Consider the following 26,641-nt stretch of genomic DNA (forward strand, 5'->3'; position numbering starts at 1 on the left):
TGGCCGCAAGAAGTGCGGGCATGCAGTGTAGATGGGGTGCGCGCGGCTGGATTAAAGCTGCCTTACCTGCCGGTCAGCAGAACACACTGTGCAATAGCCGCATCATCCTTGAGCAGGTGGCTGCCTGCTTGCGGGGCAGGCACCACGCAGTTGCGCCCTTGGCGTTTGGCCTGGTACATGGCTTCGTCGGCGCGGTGTAGCAGGCTGTCCGGCTTCTCGGGTGGCAGCCAGCCAGCGACACCAATGCTGGTGGTAAGTGGCAGGGCGGCCCCGGCGTATTGCAGCGGCTGGGCCTCGATGGCGAGTCGCAGCCGGTTGGCAATATGTTCGGCCTCTTGCTGGGAAGCATTGGGCAAGACGATGGCAAATTCTTCCCCGCCCATGCGCCCCAGGATATCACCTTCACGCAAGCTGTCTTGCAGCACTCGCACTACATGGCGCAATGCATCGTCACCACGCTGGTGGCCCCAGGTGTCATTGATACGCTTGAAGTGGTCCAGGTCGATGAGTAGAACCGATACCGGGAAGACGAGCCGAGATGCATAAAGCGTGGCTTTTTCCAGGGTGGACATAAAGGCGCGCCGGTTGTAGGCGCCGGTCAACGGGTCGCGGTCTGCCATTTGCTTTAGCGCCAGCGTTACCTGCTCGTTGGCCAGCATCACCACGCAGAAGCCCAGCAGCACCAGCGCAACGATCGCTTCGATAACAATCAAATGAGACACCACCAGCATTTGCTCGCTATTGAACAGGCCATTGCGGCCAACCTGGAACAGCCAGGGCCGCAGTAGTAAAAACACACCGTGGCCACCGCTGCAAAGAGCGTACAGATAGCGGGCGGGATAGAGGCCAGGGCCACCGCGCGCCATGGTGCGGGCGCTCAGCAGAAACAGTACGCCCAGCACGGTGCTGAGGATCAGAAAGCGCAGACCCTGGTTTGGCTGTATCAGGGTGAAGTACAAGCCGGTAGCCAATAGCATGCCCATGGCGCTCAGGCCTGCTGAGTGGGGTAAACGGGGCAGATTCAGGTAGCGGCGGCAGGCAAGCAGATTAATCCAGGCCAGCAAGAAAGTGGATAGCTGGGTAAAAACCACCGATAACCATTCCGGCGCGTAGTCATGCCATAGCAGATTCAGACAGATAGGCAGGCCACAGGCATAAGCCAGCGTCCATGCTTTCAGCCCGGCAATACGCGGGTTCATCCGCCAGGCTGCCATCAGCATCATGGTCATGATGAACATCAGGATGGCGGCAATGGCAACTAGAGTGGGGCTATCCAAAAAAATAATATCCAGGCTAAGGGGTAGGGCAGAAATGCCTGACTCGGCTTAGCGCATTATATGCGGGGTCGGTAGCGCTGTGGCAATCTATAGAAATGGAAAATGGCCATATATACCAATGGCTTGAAGAAGGGGTGATAACTGCTTGGGCGCTGGCAGGCTTGGTCTGCTATCACTTAAACAATGCCGGCAGCTATCCGCATAGGAAAAGAAGGTGAAAACCCTTATTTGGGCTATGGGTGTTAATCCGCTATGATGGCGAATCTGTTATCAATAAAAGCTGTATTTTAAATATATAATGAAGTTGTCAGGCCGGCCGGTACTGTTGGCCCCATAGATAGCTGCGCTACTTCACTTGTCTTTTTGATAGATACATATGAAGACCTTTTCCCTGCGGCACTGGCTGCAACGCTACACCCCCTTGCTGGCTGCCTTGCTGGTATTGCTCTCTGGCAGCCTGCTGGTGTTGTTGATGGCCCGGAATGTATTGCTGGAAGAAGGGCAAGCGTCGGCCAGGCTGGTACACGACAGGCTCAAAAGCACGCTGGATAGTTTTGCTTTGCAGTCCACGCCCAGCCTGCAGCGTGTGGCTTTGAATTGCCCGGCCTTTATTTACAATGCCCGCCTGCTGGCCTTGCACAACCCGTATATCCGCTCAATCAGCCTGGGCGATGCGGATGGCCGTACCATACGCTGCAGTACGATAACGGGTAGTAAACCTCAACCATTGCCACCCCGCCATACCTCGCTACGTTTCGTTTATTTGCCGAATAGTCCGCTGGTGCCCAATACCTCGGTGCTGGTATTGCAGCTGCCGCTGGCGGGTAAGCAGCTGTATTTTGGTATCAACCGCCTTTTACTCAACGCCATTTTCCCGACACGCTCCGAGTACCTGGAAACCTATGTCACCTTGGGGCGCTACAAACTCAATGCAGTGGCCGTACTGGATGACAAACCGCGCATCCACCATACCGTGGCGGCCAACCCATATTTTTCGGTGGGTTTTGCCTATACCTGGTCGGGCTTTATGCACTATGTGGCTTACCACTATCTGGCGTACTGGCTGCTGGTGGTGGTGCTGGCGGCGTTGGTATACCAGCTGTTAGTCAGGCTGCTGGCTAGCGAGGCCAGGCTGTGCGGCAAGATAAGCCAAGGCCTGGCGCGTGGCCAGTTTCATGCCTTTATCCAGCCGGTGTTCACGCGCGAGGGTGTGTTGTCCGGTGGCGAAGTACTGATACGCTGGATTCACCCGAAAGACGGTTTTATCCCGCCAGATGTATTCATCAAGGCGGCAGAGCATAGCGGGCAGATCAACAAGCTTTTCAGTGTGCTGGTGCAGCAGCTGCTTGCCACGCTGGGCCGCCCCGGCATTCGGTTGCCGGTAGGTTTCCACTTGGGGCTAAATATCAGTGCGCCGCAGCTGGCACAGCCCGCCTTGTTGACGGACTGTCGGGCGCTGATGAGCATGCTGGCGCCGCAACAAGGGGTGCTGGTACTGGAGTTGACCGAGCGGGTGGAAATTCCGAATAACGCCGCGTGCTACGGGGTGCTGAACCAGTTAAAGAGCGAAGGCGCCCGCATTGCCGTTGATGATTTCGGCACAGGCCACTCGTCGCTGATCTACCTGACACGCATGCAGGTAGACTGCCTCAAGATAGACAAGAGTTTTGTCGACCTCATTTCCGAAGGCAGCCGTACCGATATTGTCGACAATGTCATCGACCTGGCGCGCCGGCTGGGCATGGAGACGGTGGCCGAGGGGGTGGAAACGGCCTATCAGCAAGCCTATTTGGAGCAGATGGGGGTGGACATGTTGCAAGGCTACTATTTTGCCCGCCCCATGCCGCTAGCCGATTTTGTCCGCCAGTACCTGCCGCAGCAGCCGGCCTAGGCGCTAGTTGCCCAGATCAAACACCAGCACTTCGGCCTGTTGCCCCTGGCTGAAGTGCAATTGGCTTTCCTCCGCGACTTTCAGCGCATCTCCGCCTGCCAGCTGTTCACCATTTACCTGTAGCGACCCGCTGATCAGGTGCACATAAGCCTTGCGCTGCGGGTCTAGCGCCAGCGTGGCCTGCTCCTGCCCGTCAAACAGGCCGGCGTACAGCCTGGCATCGGCGTGTACCTGTACGGTGTGCTCGCCACCTTCCGGGCTAGCGATCAGGCATAGTTGGCCGCGTTTGCTGGCAGGCGGCACGGCCTTCTGCTCGTAGCCGGGGGCCATGCCGCTGGTGTGCGGGTAGAGCCATATCTGCAGAAAGTGCGTGGTAGCGCTGCGCTCGTGGTTGAACTCGCTATGCAGTACGCCGGTGCCGGCACTCATGCGCTGCACTTCGCCCGGGAGGATAGTGCTGCGGTTACCCAGGCTGTCTTCGTGCGCCAGGGCACCGGCCAGCACATAACTGATGATTTCCATGTCACGGTGCGGGTGGCGGCCAAAACCTTCACCGGCGGCCACTCGGTCGTCATTGATAACGCGCAGGTTTCCCCAGCCCATGTGCGCGGGGTCGTGATAGCCGGCAAAAGAGAAACTGTGGTAGCTCTCCAGCCAGCCGTGGTGGGCATGGCCGCGCTCTGCGGCAGGGCGTTTGATCAGCATGATGCCTCCTTGGTTAGTGGCAATATTGTGACGCATTGCGCGTGCGGCCACCGCGAAGAAAGCTGACGGGCAGAGTCGGTTTTTTTGAAGCACCGCCCGCTGTCTCAGGCCGGCCCGGCGGTACCAGCACGGCGCAGCAGCCGGCTGTGGTCGATGATATCCGCAGCCCTGGCGCGTAGTTGGCCGCAGCCACCGTCTACATCCTGCCCGGCAGAGTCGCGTACCTTGGTGAGTACGCCATGGCTATGCAGATAAAGGCGCATGGCGTCGATGGCTTCCGCCGGCGGGCGCTGGTAATGGTCGCCGTCTACGCTGTTGTACGGAATCAGGTTCAGCAGGCCAAAGCGGCCTTTGAGCAAGCGGATGATGCCGTCCATTTCTTGCTGGCTATCGTTTACGCCGGCCAGCAGCGTCCACTGGTACTGGATGGGGTAGCCCACCTGGCGCGCATAGGCGTCGCCCAGCGCGACCAGCTCGGCCGGCTCGTAGCGTGGCGCGCGCGGCAGCAGGCGCGCCCGTACCGCAGCATCGCTACTGTGCAGCGACAACGCTAGCGCCGGTTTGACCTGCATCTGTGGCAGCCGCTCGAATACCCGCGGGTCGCCTACGGTAGATAGCACCAGGTTCTTGTGGCCGATATTGCCGTCGCTACCCAGCCAGTGAATCGCCTCCAGCACATTGTCCAGATTGTGGGCCGGCTCTCCCATGCCCATGAATACCACCTTCTTTACCGGGCGCAGCCGCCGCGCCAGCACGACTTGCGCCACGATTTCGGCGCTGCCCAGCTGGCGCAGCAAGCCGCTCTTCCCCGTCATGCAAAACGTGCAACCCACGGCACAGCCCACCTGGCTGGATACGCACAGCCCGTCACGGGGCAATAGCACGCTTTCCACACGCTGCTCGTCTGCCAGCGCCACCAGCAAACGCAGCGATCCATCGGCTCCTGGGTGTTGTGACGCGATACGTGCCAGCGCTTCCACTTGCGCGGTAATGGCTGGCAGCCCCTCACGCACCGGCAGCGGGAAGTAATGCTCGCTTTTCTGGTGACGCGTGCCGCTATCCAGTGGCAAGCCTTTTAGCCAGGCACGGTTGATACGGCCTATGTGACAGGGGCGGGCGCCAATGGCGGCCAACATCTGGTGCAAATCCTGGATACGCATGGGTGTTTCGGCATGACAGCGGCCAGATGGCTCGCCGGAGTAATAAAGGCGCACAGGGTACCGCAAGGCAGAGAAGGTGAGCCAGCCGTGCGGTGCTAGCTGTGCAGCCTGGGGTGGTGTCGCCTTATGCCTATGCCGGTTATTGCACATTGCAATGTCATTTGATCTGGATCAAGTCTGCGCAATTTTCGCTTATTAGAATGTAAAACATTATAAAAAACAGCGTCTTTATTAAACCGTTTGCTTTCAAGTGCATCAATAGTAAACAACATAGAACTTCACTTTAAATAAAGATGAAAAAACACCGCATAAAGAAAATACAGCTCTCCCAGCTACGTACCGGCATGTATATCCATGATCTGAACTGCGGCTGGACGGATCATCCGTTCCTGTCGTCCCGGTTTCTGGTAGCGAATCAGGCCCAGATCGACCAGCTGCAGGCGCATGGCATCGTGGAGCTCTATATCGACACGCAAAAGGGCCTGTCGGTTATTGATGCGCCTAGCCAGGCCGAGGTGGCGCGCGAGCTGGACGAAGAGATTGAAGTGATCTTGCAAGGCAGCTTGCCGGTACAGCCGCGTACCGACCTGCACAGTGAGCTGCCGTGGGCTGCGCGCCTGCTGGACCAGGCCAACAAGATCGTGAGCCAGATGCTGCAGGATGCGCGTCTGGGCAAGCCTTTGCAGCTGGCTCCTTTGCAAGAGCTGATGCCGCAGCTGGCCGGGTCGGTACTGCGCAATGCCACCGCCCTGAGCGTGCTTGGCAAGATCAAGCACCGCGACGACTACACCTTTTGCCACTCGGTATCGTCCGGCGTGTTGCTGATGGCGTTCGAGTACATCCGCAAAGGCAGTTATGGCGGGCTGGAAGAATATGGCCTGGGCGGCATGATTCACGATATTGGCAAGATGCAGATCCCGCCTGAAATCCTGAACAAGCCCGGCAAGCTTACCGCGGCCGAGTTCGAAGTGATGAAACGGCACGTGAACTACAGCGGCGACATGCTGGCTACCTGCCCGGACCTGCCGGTAGTGGCGGTAGACATTGCCATGCAGCACCACGAGCGCTTTGATGGTACGGGCTACCCTTATGGCCTGGCCGGCACGGCTATCAGCGAAGCCGGCCGGGCGTCTGCCATTGTGGATGTCTACGATGCCCTGACATCCGAGCGCTGCTACCACAAAGGCATGCCTGCTCCCGCGGCGCTGCGCAAGATTTATGAATGGAGCCGCCACCACTTCGACCCCGATTTGGTGCGCTCGTTTATCAAATGTATCGGCATTTACCCGGTAGGTACGCTGGTGTCGCTGGAAAGCGGCAAGCTGGGCGTGGTGATAGACCAGAACGAAAGCGATCTGACGCGGCCGGTGGTGCGGGCATTTTTCAGCAGCAGGCGCCAGTGTTACATCCCGCCGGAAGTCATCGACCTGTCCCGCTCGCTGGGCTTTGGCGGCGGCGACCGCATTCTGCGTAACGAAGATGCCAGCCAATGGGGCATGGACCCCATGCGCTTTCTGCAGATCTGAGGGGAGCTTGTCATGAAAATAAACTTGCCCGTTACCAGCACCGAGCGCTTTGTCGACCCGGATAGCCCTATTGTCAGTAAAACCGACCGCAAGGGCATGATCACCTATGTCAACCGGGCATTTATCGAAGTAAGCGGCTTCTCCGAAGAAGATCTACTGGGTAAAAACCACAATATCGTGCGCCACCCCGACATGCCGCCCGAAGGCTTTGCCGATTTATGGGTCTGCATCAAGGCGGGTATCCCGTGGCGCGGCCTGGTAAAAAACCGCTGCAAGAATGGGGATTTCTACTGGGTGGAAGCCTATGTCACCCCCATCACCGAAAACGGCGAAATCGTGGGCTATATGTCGGTGCGTTCCAAGCCCAGCGCCGAGGAGGTGGCGCAGATAGAAGCGGTGTACAAGCAAATACGCAACAAAGAGTTTGTACTGCCTTCGTCGCTGCAGCGCATGCAAAGCTACAAAGACCCGCTGCGCCTGGGCGCCGTGGGCATGGGTATCGGCCTGCTCTGCGCCACCGCCCTGAGCTGGTCGCCGCTGGACGTACTGTGGCACCGCGGGCTAGCCGGCACACTGGCGGTGGCGCTGGCGGCTGCCAGCGGGCTATTGGCCATGCGCTATTTCATGACCAGCCTGAACCGTATCGCCTCCGGCATGCGCTACATCAGCGAAGGCCAGCTTAGCCACAACCTGCCGGTAAAAACCGGCGGCATTCTGGGGCGGCTGGAGGCCGGGCTGGAATCGCTGCGCATTTACCAGCGCTCCATCGTAGCCGATGTCATTACCGCCAGCGTGCGTACCCACCAGCATTCACAAGTATTGCAAACCGAGGTGGAGGCGTTGTCACACCGCACCAGCGAGCAGGTGCAAAGGCTGGAGCTGGTCAGCCGCAATATCGATGGCATGTCCGAGGCGGTAGCCGAGGTCGCCCGGCTGGCCCAGACCGGCCTGGAGGATGCACAAGCGACGCAAGTGGTGGCTACCCAGGGCGGTGAAGCCATGCAGCAGGCCTCGCACGCGGCCGACCGTGCGGTGGCTGTCGTAAACGACACCACTGAGTCCATCCAGCAGCTATTTAATGCCATGGACCGCATCCGCAGCATTACCGGCCAGATTCACGAGATATCCGACCAGACCAACCTGCTGGCGCTGAATGCCGCCATCGAAGCCGCCCGTGCCGGCGAAGCAGGCCGTGGTTTTGCCGTGGTGGCCGACGAGGTACGCCTGCTGGCCAACCGTGCCGATAGCGCCACCCAGGCCATCAATAACATTTTGTCGGATATCGAGGCCATTACCGGCCAGGCTTTCCGCAGCATGCAAGGCATGGCCAGCGAAGTAGGGCAGGTGAACCAGCGCACCCAATCGTCCAGCGCCCACCTGCAGCAACTTACGCTGACCGCAGCCCGTGCCCGCCAGCAGGCGCAGATCATTTGCGAGCAAATGCAGCAAAAAGCGCGTTCCTTGCAAGAGTCGGTACAAGCGCTGGGCGAGGTGAATGTGATGGCCGAAGGCAACCTGGCCTCCAGCCGTGCGGTACGCGAGCGCACGGCCGACGTTGAAACTTCTGCTTCAGACCTGAACAAGATGACCCGCGATTTTCACAAGTGGACCAACCGCCGCAAACCTGTGGCCCAACTCTGACCCTGACCGACACCATGACTATCAAGACCAAACTATTGATTTTTACCCTGATCGCCTTGGCGGCAGCTTTACTCCCCAGCTTTATCGGCTTGCGGGCCCTGCAGGCAACAGAGCAGAAGCTGGTGGATGTCAACGAGCGGCTGATTCCCCGCCTGGACGACGTGGCCAATATCCGCAGCTCTTTCAAAGATCTGCGCATTGAAAATATCTATCTGGTGTACGAGAACGCAGCTGATTTCCGCAAGGGAGCCAGCCAGCGCCGCCAGCAGGCTATCAGCAAGCTGGAAGGCTATCTGGCCACGTATAAAGCGGGGGCGGCTAACGACAACGAGCTGCAAATGCATAGCCGTTTCATGGCGCAGCTGGCGGACTATAACGCCCGCTTTGACGGCCTGATGGCGCTGCGTGCACAGCAAGCCAGCAGTGACGCCATGACGCCAGCCGTGGATGGCTGGCGCGCGGTCGGGGTGCAGCTGGGTAACTCGGTGAGTGCCTTGACCAGCGCCATTACCGACGATGCCCATAAAACCCGCGAAGCAGCCGAGGCCGATGTGGCGCAGGCCAAGGTGGTATTCGGCATTACGCTGGGTGTGTCGGTGCTGCTGCTGGCCGGCTTTAGTGCCGCCATTGTGGTGAGTATCAACCGCCCGGTAAGCAACGCTGTGCGAGCAGTGCAGCACATTGCCCAGCAGCAAGACCTGTCGCAGCAGGTAGAGGTCATGAACCGCGATGAAATTGGTGGCCTGCTAGGGGCATTTAACCAGCTGCTTGGCAAAATGCGCGAATCCATCCAGCAGCTGGGTGGCCACGCCCAGGCCGTTACCACGGCAGCAGAAGACTTGAGCGTCGCGTCGGACCAGGTAAAACATGGTGCACACCACGCCAGTATTTCGGCATCGGAGATGGCCGCGGCCATCGAGCAGGTAACCGTCAGCATCAATCATATTGCCGAGCGTACCCGCGACGCCGACGAGCTGGCGATCGAATCCGGTAATCAGGTTGCCGCCGGCGAAAGCATGATTCAGGAAACCGTGGCCGAGATCGAAAGCCTTTCCAGCGCGGTAAATGAAACGGCGCGCTACGTGGGCGAGCTGCAAACCCGTACCGAGTCGATTGGCTCGGTGGTAAACGTGATCAGCGATATTGCCGACCAGATCAACCTGCTGGCGCTGAACGCCGCCATCGAGGCCGCCCGGGCCGGTGAGTCCGGCCGAGGCTTTGCCGTAGTAGCAGACGAAGTGCGCAAGCTGGCCGAGCGCACCACCAGCTCCACCACCCAGATCATCACCACGGTTTCCAGTATTCGCGAAGGCTCCAGCGAAACGGTGGGGCTGATTGAAAACGTGGTGCGCCGCGTAGAACAAGGCGTGGCCAAGGTGCGTGCTACCGGCGACACCATCGGTAATATCCGCCAGCTATCCAGGCAGGTAGAGCAGCAGGTCAGCGATATAGCCAATGCGATTCAGGAGCAAAGCAATGCCAGCGGCCTGATTGCCAAGCAGGTGGAGAATATTGCGCAAATCGCCGAGGAAAGCAGCGTGGCGGCAGAAAGTACCGCGCAGAACGCCCAGCGTTTGCATGGTTTGGCGCAGGACATGCGCCGTGATGTGGCTTGTTACCGGACTTGAGGAGGCGTCATGTGTTACCCGGATAAAAAGCGAGTAGACGTACTGAACGAGTACAAAACTGTCCGCAATGTTTCTGTGTTGTGCAGCAAACACGGTATCGCACGCGGTACATTTTATAAGTGGCTGAATGAGAGCAAGACCGAGCGGCCCGAGCCACGCCGCAAATTGCAGCACACGCCCGCTCACCTCATCGCCATCGATGCCCTGCTGCGCCAGCGCTGGAGCCACAGCTAGGGCGGGTTGGCCGCCAATCCGTCAGGCTACCGTTGCATATTAGGCAACGGTAGCTTTGTGTGCTTTATCAGGCATGGCAATAAATCTGGCAGCCATGCTGCATCTTGTGCATTTTCACGCCGACCAGCGCTAACCCCCCGTTTTACATACTGCCCCGCCTGTTGCTGCTACCTGTTTCCCTTATATGGCATTCTTATTGGCACCATATATGCCCAGCATTAAATAGCCCTGCGGCATAAATATGTCCACATAATAAGTGGCGGGATTCAGGGTAATACCCTGTTTGCAGCAATATTTTCTGCTATCTAATTAATGGTGTGTTGTTGTACTGGGCAACGCGCATTGCTAGCGCACCAATTCATGCGGTGCATCGAATGTGAATGACAGGGGGTTTCTATGAGCCAACCAATAAAAGCAAACAAGAATAACGTGTTTTTGCGCAATGTCATTTTCTCGGCAGTTCTACTGGTTCTGGTTGCGCTGGGCTTCATCGGCATGGTGATCGCAAACCGCCAGCTATCTGCCGCCGAGCTGCAACGCTATGTTTCCTATCAGCTGGCTGACGAGCTTCGCCAGTCTTCAGACGACCTGACCCGCCTGGCCCGTACCTATGTCATTACCCAGAACGCTGAATACGAGCGTGAATACCTGGCCATACTCGATATCCGTAATGGTAAAAAACCGCGCCCGCAAAACTACAACCGCATCTACTGGGACTTTGTGGCAGTAGGCGGGCAGGCGCCACGCCCAGATTCCGGCGATAGCATTGCGCTGCTGGACCTGATGCGGCAAAACGGTTTTACCGATGCCGAGCTGGCCAAGCTGGATGAGGCCAAGAAGAACTCCGACGGGCTGGTCGGCATTGAAGTAGAGGCCATGGGGCTGGTGAAGAAAGATACGTCTGCGGAGGCGCTAAACAAGGCGGCCCAGATGATGCACGACTCTCGCTACCATGCCGAAAAAGCGAAAATCATGCGGCCTATCGACGACTTTTACCAGTTGATGGAAGCGCGCACCTCTGAGGCCATTGCGCAAGCCAGTGCCGTAGCCAACGTGCTTACCTTGCTTTTCATTATTGCCGTAGTGTGCCTTACCGTCATGCTGTGGATTACCTACCGCTCCTTGCAGGCGGTGCTGGGTGCGCCGGTAGAAGTTGTCAAACAGCACATCGCCAGAATGGCAGACGGGGATTTCTCCCATGTCATTCAAGCTTCCGGTGCGGAGGACAACCTGATGGCGCACCTGGCCGACATGCAGCAGCGCCTGAGCAGCCTGATTAACAAGGTGCGCCACGCCAGCCGCTTGCTTAGCCAGCAGACGGGGGATATCAACTCGGCCGCCACCGACGCGGTAGGCTATGCCCGTGACCAGGCCCAGGCCACCGCCGCGATGGCAGCCTCGCTGGAACAACTGGTGGTGAGCATCAACCATGCCAGCGACAACGCCCGGGATACGCAGGCTGTTGCAGCGGGCTCCGAAGACACGCTGGAGCATGGTGGTACGGTTATCCGTGAAACGGTCACCAGCATCGAGTCCATTGCTGCCCGCGTGCGCAGCACCTCCAGCAGTGTGAGCGAGCTGAATGTCCATGCGCAGCAGATCAACATGATTGTGAACGTGATCAAGGATATTGCCGACCAGACCAACCTGCTGGCGCTGAACGCCGCCATCGAGGCTGCACGCGCAGGCGAGCAGGGCCGTGGCTTTGCGGTAGTGGCCGACGAGGTACGCAAGCTGGCCGAGCGTACTGCCATGTCTACCCAGGAAATTACTGCCACCATCAGCAAGATACAGCAGGGTACCGAACAGTCGGTACAGAGTATGAGCGATGGGGTGCAGAGCGTAGACCAAGGCGTGGAGATGGCCAACCAGGCCGGTGCCGCCTTGCAGGAGATACGCCATAGCGCCAACCAGATCATTGCCGGCATCAGCGATATCAGCCACGTGCTGCAAGAGCAAGCCACCGCGGCCAACCATGTTGCATCCAATGTGGAACGGGTTTCGCAGCTTGCCGATAGCTCCAGCGCGCGCATTGGTGTGCTGTTCCAGTCGGCTGAAGTGCTGCACCAGGTAGCCAGCAGCCTGGGTGAGGATATCAGCCACTTCAGACTGGCCGGCCAGTAGCAAACCGCAACAAGCCCGGCGGTCGGCCGGGCAAAAGAAAGCCGCACCCTGTTGATCAGGGGGCGGCTTTTTCATGTCCTGCTGGCTGCGTATGGTTTGCACCGCTAGCGTAAACGTTTCACAGGCTGGCGTTCGGTATCCGAATCAGGCCCGCCGGCAGGGTTGGCCGCGTTACTGTGCGCTGGCCAGCCGCGCGCGGCCCCAGCGGTTGATCCACAGCGACGCCATGATCACTGCGCCGCCCAGCGCCAGGCGGGGCAGGTCGGCGTCGCGGTTCCAGATCAGCACGTTTACCAGCAGGCCCGCCGGCACGTGCAGCTCGTTCATGATGGCCAGCGTACCGGCGCTGACCTGCGTGCTGCCTTTTACCCACCAGTACATGCCCAGCGCCGTGGCAAACACCCCCATGTAAACCAGCACTCCCCACTGCAGCGCCGTATGCGGCAGGCGTTGCATATCGCCAAACAGCAGGAAAGACGGCAATGCCAGCAGCAGCGCACCCAGAAAGAAATGGCCAAAGTAGTGGTGCAACGGCTGGCTTACCGGGTACTGCTGCAGCAAGCGGCGGCACAGCACCTGGCCTGCGGCAAAGGTAAAGTTGGCCAGCTGCAGCAGCAGGAAGCCGGTCAGGTATTCCCCGGTAAGCGGCTGAAAGCGGATGATCACCCCGCCACCCACCGCCACCGTGGCGGCCAGCAGCGCCCAGGGGTTAAAGCGGCGCGCCAGTGCATCGTCAAACAGCGTGACATACAGCGGTGTCAGCACGGTAAACAGCAGCACCTCCGGCACGGTTAGCACATGAAAGCTGCGATACAGGCACAGGTAAGTCACGCCAAACTGCAACGCGCCGGCCAGCCAGAAACCACCCAGCAGGCGTGCAGGCAGGCCGCGCCACACGGTAAAGGGCAAAAACAGCGCAGCGGCGATCAGCACCCGCAGCAGCACGGCAAAATCACTGTCCACCTGCCCGGCCAGGTACTGGCCGATCAGGCTAAAAGAAAATGCCCACAGGGCGGTAACAATCAATAGATAAGGCATGGCAACTCGCAACAAGAGCGGGGGTGGATGATAGGCCGCTGCCGCGCTGCAGGCTAGTGCCCTGCGGCCAACCTAGCCTTTTACCTCGCCGTGCCTGATGGTTTTTCTTTTAATGCAAATTGCATCGATTATACTGATGACTTAGTGGGTTCAATCAAAAGAGGCGGCAATGCTAAACCTGATGTCATCGAATTTTGCCTTGGGTCTACGCCCGTCGCGTAGCCAGGACCAGCCCTTTATCCAGCAAGTATTCAGCAGCGCCCGGCCGGATTTGCAGTATATCGATGGGGAAGCCGACCTGATCGAGTCTGTTATCCAGCTGCAGCAAGAAGTATTGCTGCGAGGGGCCGAGCAAGCGCACCCCGGAGCCATGCATTTCATCATCGAACAGGATGGCCAGCCCATTGGGGTAACCTTGGTCGATTTTGGTGAGCAGGCCGTGCACATCATCTTTTTGGCGATGTTGCCGGCGCTGCGTGGCATGGGCTATGGCAAACAGGTTTTGCAGCATCTGCAACAGGCTGCCTGGCAGGTGCGCGCCCCGCTCACCGTGGTGGTATGGAAAAGCAATCTGGCGGCTCGCCAGCTGTATTTGTCGCTGGGCTTTATGGTGGCAGAGCAGGGCGAAATGGCCGACAAGCTGGTATGGCACCCGCAGCAAGACCCGGCACAGCAGCGGGCAGCTGCCCTGCTACCAGCCTGAACGCGGGCCCGCTGTTGGTAGCGGGCCAGGCAGACAACACCCTACCTATCTGAACCAAGGCAGGCTAATTGAATGGCAGCTGAAAGTAAGCCCAGGCTGGGTCGCGCCCGGCTGCTGCCACGCGGCCAACCCAGACCTCATCCAGCGTAATCTCGGGGCCACCAACCGCGGCCGGCAGCCGCAACTGGCCTTGCAGGTCACCCATGGGGGCTGGCTCCGGCATGGCCAGCTCCACCACAAACGGGCTGCGCGCGCTGCCTGGCAGCTGGGCCAGAGGGCGCAGGCGAATTGCCTGGATATGCAGGGTGATCCCTGCAGCAAACTGCTCGTTGCACATCAGGCAAGGCTGCCCGAGCAAGGGCATGAAATCCTCGGCTTGAATGTTCGCCAACATAGTCATCTTTCCATAGAAAATGCCCCGGCAGGGCACCGCACGGGGCTGGGGGCAGGTTACGGGCGTACCGGATACAGGCCGTTAATGGCGATACAGAAGTTCAGCGCCAGGAACGGGTTCAGTACCGACACCGGCGCGTTGCCACCTGTCAGGTCGGTATTGCCCGTAGCCGACAGGCCCTTCACCGATACCGGGTTATTCAGTGCAGTACTCCAGACCGTGGCCAAGCCGGTGCCGGCGCCGGATGCTCCCAGATAAGGGTTGCTGGCGCTTGGAGCAGCGGCGGGCGTGGCAGGGGTAGGTGTGCCTGCTGCATGAAATGTTACCGCCATGGATGTCGCCGTGTGCGAGTGCGCAGGCAGGTTGGCCACGCTCAGCGCCACATTCTGGGTGCCGCCAAACTGGCCGGGGTTGTAGGCTGGCAGGTTATAAGCAGGCTGCGCCGGGCCGGTACCGATAGGCATGCGGCCAGTCAAATTGGGCAGCTTGAAGTTCTGTGATGCCGTACCGCCATACAGGGTGCCCAGCAGTGAGTACAGCGCCTCATATTGGCTCACCTGATAGGTTTGACCTTGGCAGAGAGCCCAGTCTTGCGGGGCATAGTTAAAACCATAGATGGTGATGGTTCCCATATAGGCATCCATTTGCGCTCCTTTTTCAATGGCCGGTATAAACATGTTAGCCAGCACGGAATGTGATTGGCATAAGTCGTTGTAGGCTATTCCGGCTGCATTTCAATGCAAAAAATGCATTTTGCAATTTAATATCAATAAAATTTAATTGAAATAGAGCGGTCGCGTGTCCTGCAGGCTATGGCGGGTAGAACATGCCGGCTAGTCTGGCCATGAAAAGCCGCACTGCCCGCACTCGGCGTTATGGATGAAGGTGCCGGCCATGGCGCATCGATTGGCCGTAGAGGAGTGCAGAAATGGCTGGGTCATTACGCACTTGGCTGCCGTGCATACGGTACAAGCCAAAAAAAAGCCCTCCGCAAGGGAGGGCTGTGTGGGTACCGGCCAGCGGCAATCAGTGCTGGTGGCCGTGTTCGCCGTGTACGTGCTGGTGGGCAATTTCTTCGGCGGTGGCCGCGCGCACGTCTACCACCTTGATGGCGAAGCGCAAGGTTTTGCCGCACAGCGGGTGGTTACCGTCCAGCAGCACGGTAGGGCCTTTGATCTTGGTCACAAAATAGTAGCGCGGCTCGCCGTCCGGGCCGGTGCGCTGGATCTGGCCGCCTACTTTCACGCCTGGCGGAAAGTCCACTTTGGCCATGGTGGTGACCAGTGCTTCGTCACGCTCGCCAAATGCATCAGCCGGGCTCAGTTCCAGCGTGGTCTGGTAGCCGGCCTCCTGGCCTTCCAGCGCTGCTTCCAGCTTGGCGAACAGGTTGTCGTAATCGCCGTGCAGGTAAGAAACCGGCTTTTTGCCGTCGTCGTAGATATTGCCCTGGCTATCGGTAACTTTCATGCGCAGGGTAACGGCGGTGTCTTTAGTAATGTTCATGGCAGGTGAGGGCAGAAAAAAAATGAGGGAGAAGGGTGGCAGCTAGCCGTGGGCGTGTCAACTGCCGGCCAGGCGCCGGGCAGCATCAGCGCTTTAGCTGCCCCATGTGGCAATGACGGCAAGGCCGGTGCTGCGCGTCGCCCGTGCTAGATAGGCACGGGCGGCTCCGTATATTCAGGTGCGAAAATGGCCGATCAGTTGTTGCAGGGTACTCGCCGTATGGTGCACACCCTTGGCGCCACGATGAGCTTCGTCCGAGCTATGTACGTTATGCTTGCTGGTTTCGGCAATCTGTTCGATAACCTGAACCAGATGGTTACTGTGTTCGCGCTGGGTCTGAATGCTATCGCTCAGCTCTATCAGCGCTGACAAGGCTGAGTGTGAGCAGTCATTCAAATCGCGCAGCGGCGATTTCAAAGAAACAATATGCTCAACCCCCAGGCTAACCTGTTTGTTTGCATGGTCCATGCGGAAGGCGGCATCTGTACTTTGGGATTGAATCTGTTCAATCATTTTCTTGATTTCACTGGTGGCTGTTGCCGTATTCTCTGCCAGTTTTCGTACTTCATCGGCGACTACGGCGAAGCCCCGGCCGGTTTCACCCGCCCGCGCCGCTTCAATTGCAGCATTCAATGCGAGCAGATTGGTTTGCGCCGCAATCTCTGCAATAACATTGGCAAAGCTGCTGATGGACGATGAGCTCGATTGCAAATGGCTCATGGCAAGGCTGCTTTCTTTGACCAGATGTTCAATTTTCTGTATTTCATCTGCCGCCGAATTTACCAGGTCGTGTCCGGTTTCTGCAATTTTGGCAGTGCGCTGGGCAATCTGCCGCGCTGATTCGGCATGTTCGCTAGCCTGGTGGATATTGCCGGCCATTTCCTCCAGGTCAGCCGCCGCCGCCGTGAGGGATTGGCTTTGTAGCTGTGCGGCCTGGTTAATATTGCCCGAGGCATGGTCCAGCCCGCAGGCAGAGGTTTCCAGGTGTTGAACATGCTCGTTGACCTGCAGCACCATTTTCCGCAGTTGCTGCTGCATTTTCTCCAGCGTTGTTTGCAACGCACCCAGCTCGTCATCGGAGTAAGCGGCAGCCGGGGTACATAAATTACCGAGCGCAACCTGTTCGGCCAGCTTGGCTGCCAGTTTTATCTGGTGGAGTATGCGGTTCAGTACCCGGTAACTCAGCAAGCTTGCCACAACAATGGCTAACAATATGCCGGATACCACAACCAGGAAAATGCGGTCGAAGTACTGGTCCATCCGTTCGCGTGCATCTTCACTCAGCTGCTTTTCCAGCATTGCCAACTGTTGTACCTGCTTGTTCAGATGGGTAAATTGCTGATCGGCAGACTGCATCATGGTTACGCCCATGTTGACGTCATCCGATGCCATGTCCAGTACATCACCTACCGTTTTTCGATACTTGGCACTCACTGTCTGAATGTCTTCGGCCATTTTCCTTTCTTCGTCGGACAGTTTTGACGTGGCTTGCCATTGCGCAAACTGGGTTAGCTGTTTATCCAGGCCAGACAGCAGGCCCTGGGATTCCCGGCTAAAATATTCTGCCCCCAAGGTGCCAGTCCAGGTAAGCGTGCGATAAACCTGGACATGGACACTTTGCAGACCATGATTCAGCGTATTGACTGCGGCGACATTGGAGAAGCGAGTATGGCTTATTTCATCCATTTCCAAACGGACCAGATGCATGGTGTAAATCATGCCGCCGCCAAGACCAATCAGCATCAGCAAAATCACCAATGGCGGCAGGAATAATCTGAAAAGCAAACGCATATCAAGCCCCCCCCAAGAAATATACGTCAACCCCTGGCGAGATTGACGTATATGCACTAGCGCCCAAACATTAGCGCTTATAAATGCCAGCACACACGACCATCGAATTCAACTTTTCGCAGTACATCTGTTTGGGCAGTATTTTTTTGGTGATGGGGTCTGTAAATTTGTAATCTTGCCAGAATTTGCCTTTGCTGTTTGCCAGGTCAACACGCTCTTTTACAAAAAGTTTGCCATCCGGATCTTTCAGATCAATCAGGTCTTTTCCCACTTGCTTGGCATTTTGCCCATGCGCCAGTACCTTGCCCTGCAAGTCATATACTACCGGGTATAAATCACCTTCTATCCATTTTTCGTTTTTACCCGTAATTTCGGCAAAAGCTTTGTCTCTATCACTCTTGATGGCGGCAATCGCTTTTGCCACCATTGCTTCTGCCTCTTTGGCCGTGGCGTAAGTTTCGTTGGAAAATGACGTTGCGTGAAAAGACAAGACCGCAAGAGCGAGCAGGATTTTCCCCTTCATGACTTCCCCCATTTACAGGTGATTATTGAATTACCAGTATTATCTATAAATTTTGCATTTCAAGTACAACATCGTAATGGTTCTGTTGTCCGCCAGTTTTCATGGCGACACGCTGGCGGGCAGGCGCTGCCCTGAGGGGTAGCCGCGCGGTGATGTTGTGGCTAAGGTGACAAGCTTTTGATGTTGTCGTCATGCACCTTGGGTTTGGTGGCGCCGATCTCACCAGCTTGACATGCGCTTTCCGGGCAACTGGCATGTGAAAAGTTCTCGGAGAAAGCAGATGGACAATCAAATGACATTCGACGCACTCTCGCTGCTGGAAGACCACCTGGGCTTCTGGTTGCGCTTTGCGCCCAAGCACGCTTCCGGCGGCTGTGGCACCGGCTGGAGGCACAGGGCGTTACTATTAGCGAGTGGGTAGCGCCGCGTACGCTGCGGGGCACAAACCGGCGGGTGATGTACCCCGAGCCCAAACAGCTATACAAGTTGGCCGCACGCGGGGCGCAGTCTGATGCGGCCAACTTGTTGAGCGTTACGCGGTGCAATGTGGCGCTGTGCGGCGCTCAAACCTGGCTACTGTGCCCGGCTCGCCAGCGAGCCATGGCTTATGGCGTACGGCAGGCCGGGGGGAGCAGAGTGGCCGCTACGGCCCGGCCCTGGCAGCGGTAGGTCAGCAAGCCGACATCATCCTGCTGGGGTAGCAAGCGTAGCTCGCCCCCCGCTACTACCGTAGCTGGCAGGCTCACCACGATTTCACCATTTGGCAGCAGTGCCACTGCACTTGCGTGCTGCCACGCGGCCTGCGGCTGGCCCAGCCCGGCCAGCGCAGCAGGCAGGTGGCCATGCTCGGCATGATAGCTCGCCAGCGCCATGCGCAAGGGCAGGGTCTCCACCCAGGCTGCCAGCACCGCAGCCTTGTTTCGGTAGTGGGCATAAGCAGCCGCGTAGGCTGGCTGCTGCATCAGTGTCTCGGTAGCGTGGCGAAATGCCATGCAGCGTGTCGCCGCCTCGCCCTGCAAAACGGCGCAGTCCAGCCGTGGCGGCAGCTGCTGCTGCGGCAACACCGCGACCAGTTCCTGGCAGGCTTGCCACACGCGGGTAAAGTCCGGTTGCACGGCAAACGGTTCGCAGCCAGACGGTTGCGCTGCGGCCACGCTAGCACTGGTAGCGAAAAGCAGGGTGGTAAAAAAGCGGGCAAACAGCATGGCAGGTCCTGGGTAAATGACAAAACCCGTGCAGCATAGCGCAGCCAGGCGCAGTACGGCAGCGGGGCATTCGGTTACGGGTGCAACCGCGCGGTGCTAGCAAGCCATTTTGATCATCACGTTGCCCTTGGCAGGGCCCTCTGCGAGACAAGCCTGCACCGCTACAGCCGCCGGGTGCCGGAACACAGTGCCGATGCCGGGCCGGAGGCGTTCGGCCAATGGTAAAGCCAGGGGGCAAAACGCAGGTGTTGCCCCCTGGCTGGCGCTTAACCCTCGCTGCCCGGTGCCGCCTGCCAGGCACCGAGCGTGAGCTGTACTTGTACGTAAGCTTCGATAGCGGCTGCGCGCGCGGCCAACTCGCTGCGCTGGGCCTGCAGGGCTGTGGCGTGCTGGCTTAGTGCCAGGTGCTGCGGCTCCAGCCCGGTCTGGCTGCGGGTGTGGCTGTAGGCTGCCGATTGTGCGGCCAGCCGGGTGGCAGCCTCGGCGCTGGCTAGCTGGCTGCGACTGGCTTGCCACTGCCGCAGGCTGGCTTCGCTTTCTTGCAGCGCGGTCAGCACCGTTTGCTCGTATAGATGCCACGCCGCCTGGCGTTGCTGGTTGGCGCCGGCCTGGCGTGCGGCGCGCCGCCCCGCGTCCAGCCAGTCCCAGCTGAATGCGGGACCCAGCGCATAACGCAGCGCGTCGGCGTTGCCCAGCTGGCCGAACGGTCCCATCACCCCGGCGGCCAGGTTGAGGCTGAGGCGCGGCAGGTAGGCGCGGTCGGCCAGTACCGCTTCGCCCAGGCTGATGCGTAACTGGGCGTCGGCGCGGGCGATATCCGGGCGGCGCGCCAGCAAGTCGTCCGGGTAGATGATGGCCGTGTCGGCCGGCACTGCGGGTAGCCGCGGCGCCTGTTCGCCCTGCACCGTGCCTAGTGGTGTACGGCCACACAATACCGCCAGCGCGGCCGCCGCCGCCGCGGCGTTGGCATCATTAACAGCCAGTTCGGCCTGTATTTGCTGGCTGGTGGCGGCAGCGGCCAGAACATCGCGGGGGTCGGCCAGGCCGGCTTGCTGGCGGCGCTGCAGCTGGGCGTGTCGCTGTTGCAGGGTATCCAGCTCGTCCAGCAGCAGGCTGCGGTTCAAGCCGGCTTGCTGCCAGCGCGTGTATTGGCGCACCACGTCGGCCTGCAGCAGCAGGGTGGCGGCACGCAAGTCTGCAGCTTGCAGGTCGGCCTGGCGCTCGGCGATGGCGGCAGCGGTACCGGCGCGGCCGAACAGGTCCAGCTCCCAACTGACGCTTTGTTGCACGATGCCCAGCTGTTGCACCGGCGGCCGGGGCTGGCCCTGGCGATACGGGTCAACCTCGATGCTGGACAGCTGCTGGCGTTGTGCCTGCGCGCTCAGGCTGCCTTGCGGCAAGGCTTCGCGACGGGTGGCATCGGCGGCATGGCGCGCGGCGCGTACCGTGGCCAGTGCCGCCTGGCGCTGGTGGTTGTGTTGCATGGCTTGCTGCAGCAGGGTGTTCAGCTGCGGGTCGGCCAGCACCTGCCACCAGTCGGTGGCCAGTTGGCCGCGTGCGATACCGGCGGACTGGGCGGCCGGGCTGGGGTTGGCCGCCAGCTGTTGCTGGCTGGCCGGTATGTGGCTGGGTGGTGCCACGGCTGCGCAGCCGGTGAGCAGGGCCAGCGCCAGCAGCACGGCGTGGCGGGTAGGGGTAGGGATAGAAGCAAACATGGTAATCCTTAGCTGGTCGGCTGGCCGACACGATAGAAACTGGCGTACAGGGCCGGAATCAGGCCCAGCGTGATCAGCGTGCCCAGCGCAAGGCCGCCCATCATCACCACGGCCAGGCTGTTCCACACCGCACCGCCAAACAGCCACAGCGGCAGCAAGCCCAGGATGCACACCATCTTGGTCATCACGATGGGGCGCAGGCGTTTGGCGGCGGCGTCCTCGATGGCTTGCAGCGCTGGCAGGCCGTCGCGGCGCGCTTCGTCGATGGCGTCCAGCAGTAGCACCGCGTTGTTCACGATGATGCCGGCTAGCGCCAGCAGGCCCAGGGTGCCGACAAAGGTCAGCGTGGTGCCGCTGAGGGTTAGCGCCAGTGCCGCCCCGATGGACACAAAGGGGATGCTGGCCAGCACGATCAGGCTCTTGCGCACGCTGTCGAATTGCCACACGAACAGCAGGAACATCACCATCACGCACGCTGGCAGCAGTTTGACGATGGCGTTATTGGCGCTGGCGCCTTCTTCGATTTCACCCCCCAGCGTCACGCTGACTTTGCCGTTGGCCGTCAGGCCTGCTGTAGTGGCCGCCACCTTGTCGGCAATGCCTTGCGCAGTCAGTTGCGGGTGGCGTGCCAGCAGGGTAACGGTGCGTTGCTGGTCTACCCGCTGGATGACGGCAGGCTGGCTTGCCAGGCGGATGCTGGCGACCTGGCCCAGCGTGACTGCACGTTGCTGGGCGCTGCCTTGTACCGGCAGTGCCTGCAGGCGGGCTACGCTGTCGCGCAGCGTGCTGTCACCGCGGACGACCACTGGCAGCAGGGTATCGCCTTCGCGGTAATGGCTGGCCACACTGCCGGCCAGCAGGGTGTCCAGGCTTTGCGCAATGTCGCGGCTGCTCACGCCGGCGGCGTGGGCACGGGCTTGGTCTACTTGCACGTCCAGCTGCAGGATGGGGTGCTCGGCATCGCTACTGAGTTGCTGCAGGCCGGGAATAGCCTGCAAGGCGGCGTACAGCTGCTCTGCGGCGACCAGATGGCTGCGCCCGTCGCTACTGCTGAGGCGGAATTGCGCTACGCCCGCATCCGACGAACCCATCGAGAAGCGTTTGGGCTCGAAGCGTACATCCGGGAAGCGTGCGGCCAACTTGTGGTGCAGCGCATTGACGGCATCGGCGTGACGTACGCCGTCGGCCAGCGTCAGCACAGCGTAGGCACGGTGGCCGGCCGGGGTAGGCGGGTTCAGCGCCAGGATGAAACGCGGCCCGCCATCACCCATGTACAGCGCGTGGCTGGCCAGCTCCGGGAAGGCCTTGCGGTCGGCCAGCGCCTGGCTGATCTGCGCACTGAGCGCCAGGGTGTGGCGGGTGCTGCTATCCGGTGATAGCTCGATGGCCATTTGCAGCTGACGGCGCTCGGACGCCGGCATCAGCTCGGACGGCACGTGGGCAAACAGCCAGCCGGCACCGGCCAGCAGCAACAACATGCTGCCGATGTACACCGTCTTGTGGCCCAGAATCCAGCGCACTTTGCCACGGTACCAGCCGGTAATGGCTTCCACCGCCTGCGCGGTGCGGCTGAGCTCGGCGTGGTGGTGGGCAAAGCGCTGGCATAGCAGCGGGGTGAAGGTAACGGCCAGCAGCAGCGACAGCAGCAGCGCGATGGCCATGACGATACCCATGCTGCGCAGGTATTCGCCGGTTTCGGTGCTGGACAGCACCAGCGGCATGAAGGTAAGGATAATGGCCAGCGACGACACCAACAGCGGCACAAACATGCTGCGGCCCGCTTCGGCAGCCGCCTCGGTACGGCTCTGGCCCAGCGCCAGCCGGCGTTCCATGTCTTCGGCCACCACGATGGCGTTATCCACGAACAGGCCCAGCGCAATGATGATGGCGCCAATCGAGATGATGTGCAGGTCGATGCCGATCAGCTTCATGATGGCCAGTGTGCCCAGCACCGTGGTGGGCACGATAGCGCCCACGATCAGGCCGGTGCGCCAGCCCAGAAACAGCACCACCACGCCCATCACGATCAGCGTGGTTTCCAGGAATACCTGGCCTACCTGCTTCAGCTGCTTGGTCACGATTTGCGCCTGGTCGGTAATCGGCGACAGCTTCATGCCGGCGGGCAGGCTAGCTTCCAGCTGGGTCACTTCGTGGCGCAGCGTGGCGGCAAAGCTCACCACGTTGAGCCCGTTTTCCATCGATACCGCCACCACAGCGGCCGGTGCGCCATCGACAAAAGCGCCGCTTAGCGGCGGGTCTTGCGTGTGGCGTACCACGCGGGCCACCTGGTTCAGCAGTACGCTGCCGCCAGAGGGTAGCGCAATCACGGTATGGCCCAGCTCGACCGGGTTGGCCGCATCACCGCTGACATTCAGCGCCAGCTCGCTGCCACCAATATCCACAAAGCCAGCCGGTGCCACGATATTGCGGCGCGCGATGGCGTCGGTGACCACGGCCGGCGACAGGCCGCGCGCTGCCAGCGCCGGGATGTCCAGCAGCACTTGCACTTCTTCGTCACGGATGCCGTGCAAGGTCACGCGTTCCACACCGGGCACGCGCAACAGCTGGTCGCGTAGCTGGCGTGCCTGATGACGCAGCTCGCCGGCGGAGTAACCCTGGCCGCTCAGGCCCAGCGTCAGCACCGCCACGCGGCCGAATTCGTCATCCACCATCGGCCCGACGCTGCCTTCCGGCAACTGCGGGCGCAGGTCGTTCATACGGTTGCGCAAGCGCTGCCAGACGCCGGGCAATTTGTCGGCGCTTACCGAGGGGTGCAGCTCGACATAGGTAAAGGCCAGGCCGGGGCGGACGGTGGTTTTGACGCGTTTGACTTCCGGCAGGCCCAGAATGCTTTCTTCGGTAGGGCGGGCAAGCAGTTGTTCCATGCGCTCGGTATTTGCGCCCGGCACGTAGCTGAGCACCGTCGCGGTGCGGATGGTGACCGGCGGCTCTTCGGTAGACGGAAAGTCCAGTACCAGCCACAGGCCAGCCAGCACGATGGCCAGCACGGCCAGCAAGGTAAAGCGGGGTCGCGCCAATGCGGCGGCTGCCAGATTACTCATGGTTACCCCCGTCACGCTGCAGTACCGGTGTTACGCGGGTGCCCGGCACTATGGCGGCGGCGCCAGCCACCACTACCGAATCGCCGGCTTTCAGGCCGCTGACAATGCGGATGCGGTCGTCTTGCACCTCGCCGGCCACCACGGCCACTTTTTGCACTGTCTGGCCATCGGCGGCCAGGCGCAGCACATGCCCTTGTTGCGTGTTATGCCCGGGCAGCAGGGCGCGCAGTGGAATGCTGATACCGTTACCGGCACCGTGGCCCAGCATGACTTGCCAGGTATCACCCGCCTGCGCGTGTGCCGGTGCACTAATAAATATCTGGCGCTGACCGCCAGCCCCCAGCGTGGCGGCCACCCGCAGTACGCTGCCGCCGTACTGGCGGCCCTGGTGCTGCAGCGCTACGCGCTGGCCGGTGGCCAGTTTGATATGCGCCGGCAGCCACAGGGACAACTCGCGGCCGCTGCCTTCTATGGCAAATACGCTGGCACCTGGGCCGGCACTCTGCCCCACAGCCAGCTGGCGGCTGCCCACTACACCGTCTACCGGTGCGCGCAGGCTGGCCTGGGCCAGCGCCCAGTCTGCCTGGCTGCGTTGTGCGCTGGCAGCGCCCAGTGCAGCGGTGGCCGCATCCAGCTCGGCCTTGATGGCATCCATCTCGCCGGCACTGATGGCCTGGCCCTGCTGGGCCGCCTGGGTACGCGCGTGGCGCTGCTTCACCTCTTGCCAGCGCACGCGTGCGGCGGCTTCATCACTGCTGGCGGCCTGCCATTGTGCACGCAGCGGGGCGGTGTCCAGTTCGGCCAGCAGTTGGCCGGCACGGACCGGGTCGCCCACGTCGGCATGCAGGCTGGCCACGCGGCCGGACACGGCAAAGGCCAGCTCGGCGCGCGATACGGCGCGCACTTCGGCAATGTAGGCCGGCCCTTGCTGGGCGCTGCCCCCGGCGTGTACGACCAGGGCAGGGCGGGGGGCGGTTTGGCTGGGCGGGTGCGGTGCTTCATTGCAGGCAGTCAGTCCCAGTATCGATAGCGTCAGCAGCAAGGGCGGGCGCAGGGTGAAAGTAAGGGGCACGGTGGGTCTCCGTAACAGAGCAGATAAGCGAAGTACCTGCGCAGCACATGGCAGCTACAGGCGGTCAGCGGGGACTTTAAGCGCACCGGCAATGTGGCAGTTAGGACAAAACCGGCCATAGGTGGTGCATGACAGGCCAAGGGCGGCGCCATCTGGCCCTTTGGGCACCTTGTGGGTCTTTTTCGGCCATAACAAAGTCAATTCCGGCCATGGTTTTCCATGATATTTCAGTAGGGATATGGCTATATTTCAATCATATCAATGCATTGTTCTGACATTGTTGCCAAGGCATGCCAGGGCAACAAACGCTGCATGGGTGACAATTTCGGCCGGCTTTGTCACCATGCAAACCAAGCTTACCGGCAAGGAAAGACCCTATGACCCCCCATCATCATGCTGACGCTGGCGTCGCCGATGTAACAAATACGGCCAACATCATCCCCACCATTGCCCGCTCGTTACTGGGGCTGGTGGAAGATCGGGGCCATAGCCCAGAGCGCCTGTGCCAGGGCCTGGGCATCCGTTATGAAGATCTGCTGGCGTATCAGTTACGGCTGTCCCACAGGCAGGTGCGTGCCCTGATTCTGCGTGCGCAGCAGTTGCTGAACGAGCCGGCGCTGGGCCTGGCCGCCGGCGCCCGCGAAACGCCGGTGAGCTGGGGCGTGGCCGGCCTGGTCATGCTCACCTGCGAGACCATGGGCGAAGCCATGCGTTATGTGCTGGCGCACCAGCAGGAGGCGGGCACCATGGTGCAGCTACAGGTAAGCGAGCACGGCAACGAAATGCGCTTGCAACTGGTGAGCCACCGCTACGATTGGGAAATAGAAAACTACCTGATCGATGAAACCCTGGCCGGCGCCGTGGCGGTGGCGCGCTATCTGCTAGGGCCGGACTTTCGGCCACTGCGTATCGACCTGGCGCGGGCCCAGCCACCACACCATGCCCAGTACCGCCGCTACTTTGCGTGCCCGGTACGCTTTGGCGCCGGCAGCAACCTGATGGTGTTCGAGGCCCACTGGCTGGGTGCCCGTTTACCGGGGTACGACCGCATCGCCAGCCAGGCATTGCGCCGGCAACTGGACGCGCTGCTGCAGCCGGTGCCGGGGCGCCACCAGCTGATCGAAACCGTCAGCAACCATATCCGTTACGCCAGCGTGCAGGGTGATGACCAGCAGGCGGTGGCCAGTATGGTCAATGTCAGCGCGCGCTCGCTGCGCCGTCGGCTGGAGCAACAGGGCACCAGCTATCGCCACCTGCGCGACAGTACCCGTTACCAGGCCGCGTGCGAGCTGCTGGACAACACCACGCTGAGCCTGGCGGTGATTGCCGAACAGCTGGGCTATGCCGACGCCCGTTCGTTTCGCCGCGCGTTCAAGCGCTGGTCTGGCATGCTACCCAGCGATTACCGCCAGCGCCCGCGCGAGGGCTAGCCTTGCGTGGTGCATCAAG

Annotated in this window: 21 protein-coding genes; 8 read left to right on the forward strand and 13 right to left on the reverse strand. The window is 60.4% G+C overall.

Going from position 1 to position 26,641, the window contains the following annotated elements:
• Positions 1-62: 62 nt before the first annotated feature.
• The gene (locus tag LCH97_RS03480; RefSeq protein ID WP_227303415.1) at positions 63-1,277 is read right to left on the reverse strand and encodes a GGDEF domain-containing protein; all 1,215 of its coding nucleotides are present in this window, start codon (positions 1,275-1,277) and stop codon (positions 63-65) included.
• Between the two features lie 376 nt (positions 1,278-1,653).
• Between LCH97_RS03480 and LCH97_RS03485 the strand changes: the two genes are divergently transcribed.
• Positions 1,654-3,168, forward strand: coding sequence for an EAL domain-containing protein (locus LCH97_RS03485; RefSeq protein ID WP_227303416.1), 1,515 nt, complete (start codon positions 1,654-1,656; stop codon positions 3,166-3,168).
• Positions 3,169-3,171: 3 nt separating this feature from the next.
• Here LCH97_RS03485 and LCH97_RS03490 read toward each other — a convergent pair whose 3' ends face one another.
• Together LCH97_RS03490 and LCH97_RS03495 are read right to left on the reverse strand one after the other, a co-directional pair.
• On the reverse strand, positions 3,172-3,873 hold the full coding sequence (locus LCH97_RS03490) for a pirin family protein (protein ID WP_227303417.1): 702 nt from the start codon (positions 3,871-3,873) through the stop codon (positions 3,172-3,174).
• A 104-nt stretch (positions 3,874-3,977) separates the two neighbouring features.
• The gene (locus LCH97_RS03495) at positions 3,978-5,033 is read right to left on the reverse strand and encodes an RNA methyltransferase (protein WP_227303418.1); all 1,056 of its coding nucleotides are present in this window, start codon (positions 5,031-5,033) and stop codon (positions 3,978-3,980) included.
• A gap of 344 nt (positions 5,034-5,377) precedes the next feature.
• Between LCH97_RS03495 and LCH97_RS03500 the strand changes: the two genes are divergently transcribed.
• From LCH97_RS03500 to LCH97_RS03520, 5 genes are all read left to right on the forward strand, one after another.
• Complete coding sequence (locus LCH97_RS03500) at positions 5,378-6,559, forward strand: HD-GYP domain-containing protein (RefSeq protein WP_255619267.1); 1,182 nt, start codon at positions 5,378-5,380, stop codon at positions 6,557-6,559.
• A 12-nt stretch (positions 6,560-6,571) separates the two neighbouring features.
• A complete protein-coding gene (locus LCH97_RS03505) occupies positions 6,572-8,200 on the forward strand; it encodes a PAS domain-containing methyl-accepting chemotaxis protein (protein ID WP_227303420.1) in 1,629 nt (542 codons plus the stop codon).
• Positions 8,201-8,214: 14 nt separating this feature from the next.
• Complete coding sequence (locus tag LCH97_RS03510) at positions 8,215-9,828, forward strand: methyl-accepting chemotaxis protein (RefSeq protein ID WP_227303421.1); 1,614 nt, start codon at positions 8,215-8,217, stop codon at positions 9,826-9,828.
• Between the two features lie 9 nt (positions 9,829-9,837).
• The gene (locus LCH97_RS03515; protein ID WP_227303422.1) at positions 9,838-10,062 is read left to right on the forward strand and encodes a hypothetical protein; all 225 of its coding nucleotides are present in this window, start codon (positions 9,838-9,840) and stop codon (positions 10,060-10,062) included.
• A gap of 396 nt (positions 10,063-10,458) precedes the next feature.
• Positions 10,459-12,186 carry a methyl-accepting chemotaxis protein gene (locus tag LCH97_RS03520; protein ID WP_227303423.1) on the forward strand — a complete coding sequence of 576 codons (1,728 nt, stop codon included), beginning with the start codon at positions 10,459-10,461 and terminating at the stop codon, positions 12,184-12,186.
• A gap of 171 nt (positions 12,187-12,357) precedes the next feature.
• Here the strand turns inward: LCH97_RS03520 and LCH97_RS03525 are convergent, their stop codons facing one another.
• The gene (locus tag LCH97_RS03525; protein ID WP_227303424.1) at positions 12,358-13,224 is read right to left on the reverse strand and encodes a carboxylate/amino acid/amine transporter; all 867 of its coding nucleotides are present in this window, start codon (positions 13,222-13,224) and stop codon (positions 12,358-12,360) included.
• A gap of 181 nt (positions 13,225-13,405) precedes the next feature.
• On the opposite strand from LCH97_RS03525, the gene LCH97_RS03530 reads away from it, so the two are divergent.
• Positions 13,406-13,927, forward strand: a complete 522-nt coding sequence (locus tag LCH97_RS03530; protein WP_227303425.1) for a GNAT family N-acetyltransferase — start codon at positions 13,406-13,408, stop codon at positions 13,925-13,927.
• Positions 13,928-13,991: 64 nt separating this feature from the next.
• On the opposite strand, the gene LCH97_RS03535 is transcribed toward LCH97_RS03530, so the two are convergent.
• The 9 genes from LCH97_RS03535 to LCH97_RS03575 form a co-directional block, all read right to left on the reverse strand.
• On the reverse strand, positions 13,992-14,321 hold the full coding sequence (locus LCH97_RS03535) for a hypothetical protein (protein ID WP_227303426.1): 330 nt from the start codon (positions 14,319-14,321) through the stop codon (positions 13,992-13,994).
• Positions 14,322-14,377: 56 nt separating this feature from the next.
• Positions 14,378-14,965 carry a phage tail protein gene (locus LCH97_RS03540; protein WP_227303427.1) on the reverse strand — a complete coding sequence of 196 codons (588 nt, stop codon included), beginning with the start codon at positions 14,963-14,965 and terminating at the stop codon, positions 14,378-14,380.
• Positions 14,966-15,347: 382 nt separating this feature from the next.
• On the reverse strand, positions 15,348-15,824 hold the full coding sequence (locus LCH97_RS03545) for a peptidylprolyl isomerase (RefSeq protein ID WP_227303428.1): 477 nt from the start codon (positions 15,822-15,824) through the stop codon (positions 15,348-15,350).
• Positions 15,825-15,998: 174 nt separating this feature from the next.
• Entirely contained in the window at positions 15,999-17,615 is a 1,617-nt protein-coding gene (locus tag LCH97_RS03550; RefSeq protein WP_227303429.1) for a methyl-accepting chemotaxis protein, read from the reverse strand.
• A 70-nt stretch (positions 17,616-17,685) separates the two neighbouring features.
• The gene (locus LCH97_RS03555) at positions 17,686-18,138 is read right to left on the reverse strand and encodes a cache domain-containing protein (RefSeq protein ID WP_227303430.1); all 453 of its coding nucleotides are present in this window, start codon (positions 18,136-18,138) and stop codon (positions 17,686-17,688) included.
• 605 nt (positions 18,139-18,743) lie between these two features.
• Positions 18,744-19,343: a pilin gene (locus LCH97_RS03560; RefSeq protein WP_227303431.1), complete on the reverse strand. Its 600-nt coding sequence runs from the start codon at positions 19,341-19,343 to the stop codon at positions 18,744-18,746.
• A gap of 266 nt (positions 19,344-19,609) precedes the next feature.
• Positions 19,610-21,058, reverse strand: coding sequence for a TolC family protein (locus LCH97_RS03565; protein WP_227303432.1), 1,449 nt, complete (start codon positions 21,056-21,058; stop codon positions 19,610-19,612).
• Positions 21,059-21,066: 8 nt separating this feature from the next.
• Positions 21,067-24,120 carry an efflux RND transporter permease subunit gene (locus LCH97_RS03570; RefSeq protein WP_227303433.1) on the reverse strand — a complete coding sequence of 1,018 codons (3,054 nt, stop codon included), beginning with the start codon at positions 24,118-24,120 and terminating at the stop codon, positions 21,067-21,069.
• Positions 24,113-25,192: an efflux RND transporter periplasmic adaptor subunit gene (locus LCH97_RS03575; RefSeq protein ID WP_227303439.1), complete on the reverse strand. Its 1,080-nt coding sequence runs from the start codon at positions 25,190-25,192 to the stop codon at positions 24,113-24,115. Before LCH97_RS03575 ends, LCH97_RS03570 begins: the two co-directional genes overlap by 8 nt.
• 377 nt (positions 25,193-25,569) lie before the next feature.
• Here LCH97_RS03575 and LCH97_RS03580 point away from each other — a divergent pair, with 377 nt between their 5' ends.
• Positions 25,570-26,622 carry an AraC family transcriptional regulator gene (locus tag LCH97_RS03580; protein ID WP_227303440.1) on the forward strand — a complete coding sequence of 351 codons (1,053 nt, stop codon included), beginning with the start codon at positions 25,570-25,572 and terminating at the stop codon, positions 26,620-26,622.
• Positions 26,623-26,641 lie beyond the last annotated feature (19 nt).

This window comes from Vogesella sp. XCS3 (assembly GCF_020616155.1).
GTDB lineage: Bacteria > Pseudomonadota > Gammaproteobacteria > Burkholderiales > Chromobacteriaceae > Vogesella.

What these genes read in the sequence shown, in the direction of transcription:
- LCH97_RS03530 (WP_227303425.1), top strand. Translation starts at nt 13,406, where the DNA reads ATGTCATCGAATTTTGCCTTGGGTCTACGCCCGTCGCGTAGCCAGGAC.
- LCH97_RS03525 (WP_227303424.1), bottom strand. Translation starts at nt 13,224, where the DNA reads ATGCCTTATCTATTGATTGTTACCGCCCTGTGGGCATTTTCTTTTAGC.
- LCH97_RS03580 (WP_227303440.1), top strand. Translation starts at nt 25,570, where the DNA reads ATGACCCCCCATCATCATGCTGACGCTGGCGTCGCCGATGTAACAAAT.
- LCH97_RS03485 (WP_227303416.1), top strand. Translation starts at nt 1,654, where the DNA reads ATGAAGACCTTTTCCCTGCGGCACTGGCTGCAACGCTACACCCCCTTG.
- LCH97_RS03540 (WP_227303427.1), bottom strand. Translation starts at nt 14,965, where the DNA reads ATGGATGCCTATATGGGAACCATCACCATCTATGGTTTTAACTATGCC.
- LCH97_RS03570 (WP_227303433.1), bottom strand. Translation starts at nt 24,120, where the DNA reads ATGAGTAATCTGGCAGCCGCCGCATTGGCGCGACCCCGCTTTACCTTG.
- LCH97_RS03510 (WP_227303421.1), top strand. Translation starts at nt 8,215, where the DNA reads ATGACTATCAAGACCAAACTATTGATTTTTACCCTGATCGCCTTGGCG.
- LCH97_RS03505 (WP_227303420.1), top strand. Translation starts at nt 6,572, where the DNA reads ATGAAAATAAACTTGCCCGTTACCAGCACCGAGCGCTTTGTCGACCCG.
- LCH97_RS03495 (WP_227303418.1), bottom strand. Translation starts at nt 5,033, where the DNA reads ATGCGTATCCAGGATTTGCACCAGATGTTGGCCGCCATTGGCGCCCGC.
- LCH97_RS03555 (WP_227303430.1), bottom strand. Translation starts at nt 18,138, where the DNA reads ATGAAGGGGAAAATCCTGCTCGCTCTTGCGGTCTTGTCTTTTCACGCA.
- LCH97_RS03520 (WP_227303423.1), top strand. Translation starts at nt 10,459, where the DNA reads ATGAGCCAACCAATAAAAGCAAACAAGAATAACGTGTTTTTGCGCAAT.
- LCH97_RS03550 (WP_227303429.1), bottom strand. Translation starts at nt 17,615, where the DNA reads ATGCGTTTGCTTTTCAGATTATTCCTGCCGCCATTGGTGATTTTGCTG.
- LCH97_RS03535 (WP_227303426.1), bottom strand. Translation starts at nt 14,321, where the DNA reads ATGTTGGCGAACATTCAAGCCGAGGATTTCATGCCCTTGCTCGGGCAG.
- LCH97_RS03515 (WP_227303422.1), top strand. Translation starts at nt 9,838, where the DNA reads ATGTGTTACCCGGATAAAAAGCGAGTAGACGTACTGAACGAGTACAAA.
- LCH97_RS03545 (WP_227303428.1), bottom strand. Translation starts at nt 15,824, where the DNA reads ATGAACATTACTAAAGACACCGCCGTTACCCTGCGCATGAAAGTTACC.
- LCH97_RS03500 (WP_255619267.1), top strand. Translation starts at nt 5,378, where the DNA reads ATGTATATCCATGATCTGAACTGCGGCTGGACGGATCATCCGTTCCTG.
- LCH97_RS03560 (WP_227303431.1), bottom strand. Translation starts at nt 19,343, where the DNA reads ATGCTGTTTGCCCGCTTTTTTACCACCCTGCTTTTCGCTACCAGTGCT.
- LCH97_RS03565 (WP_227303432.1), bottom strand. Translation starts at nt 21,058, where the DNA reads ATGTTTGCTTCTATCCCTACCCCTACCCGCCACGCCGTGCTGCTGGCG.
- LCH97_RS03490 (WP_227303417.1), bottom strand. Translation starts at nt 3,873, where the DNA reads ATGCTGATCAAACGCCCTGCCGCAGAGCGCGGCCATGCCCACCACGGC.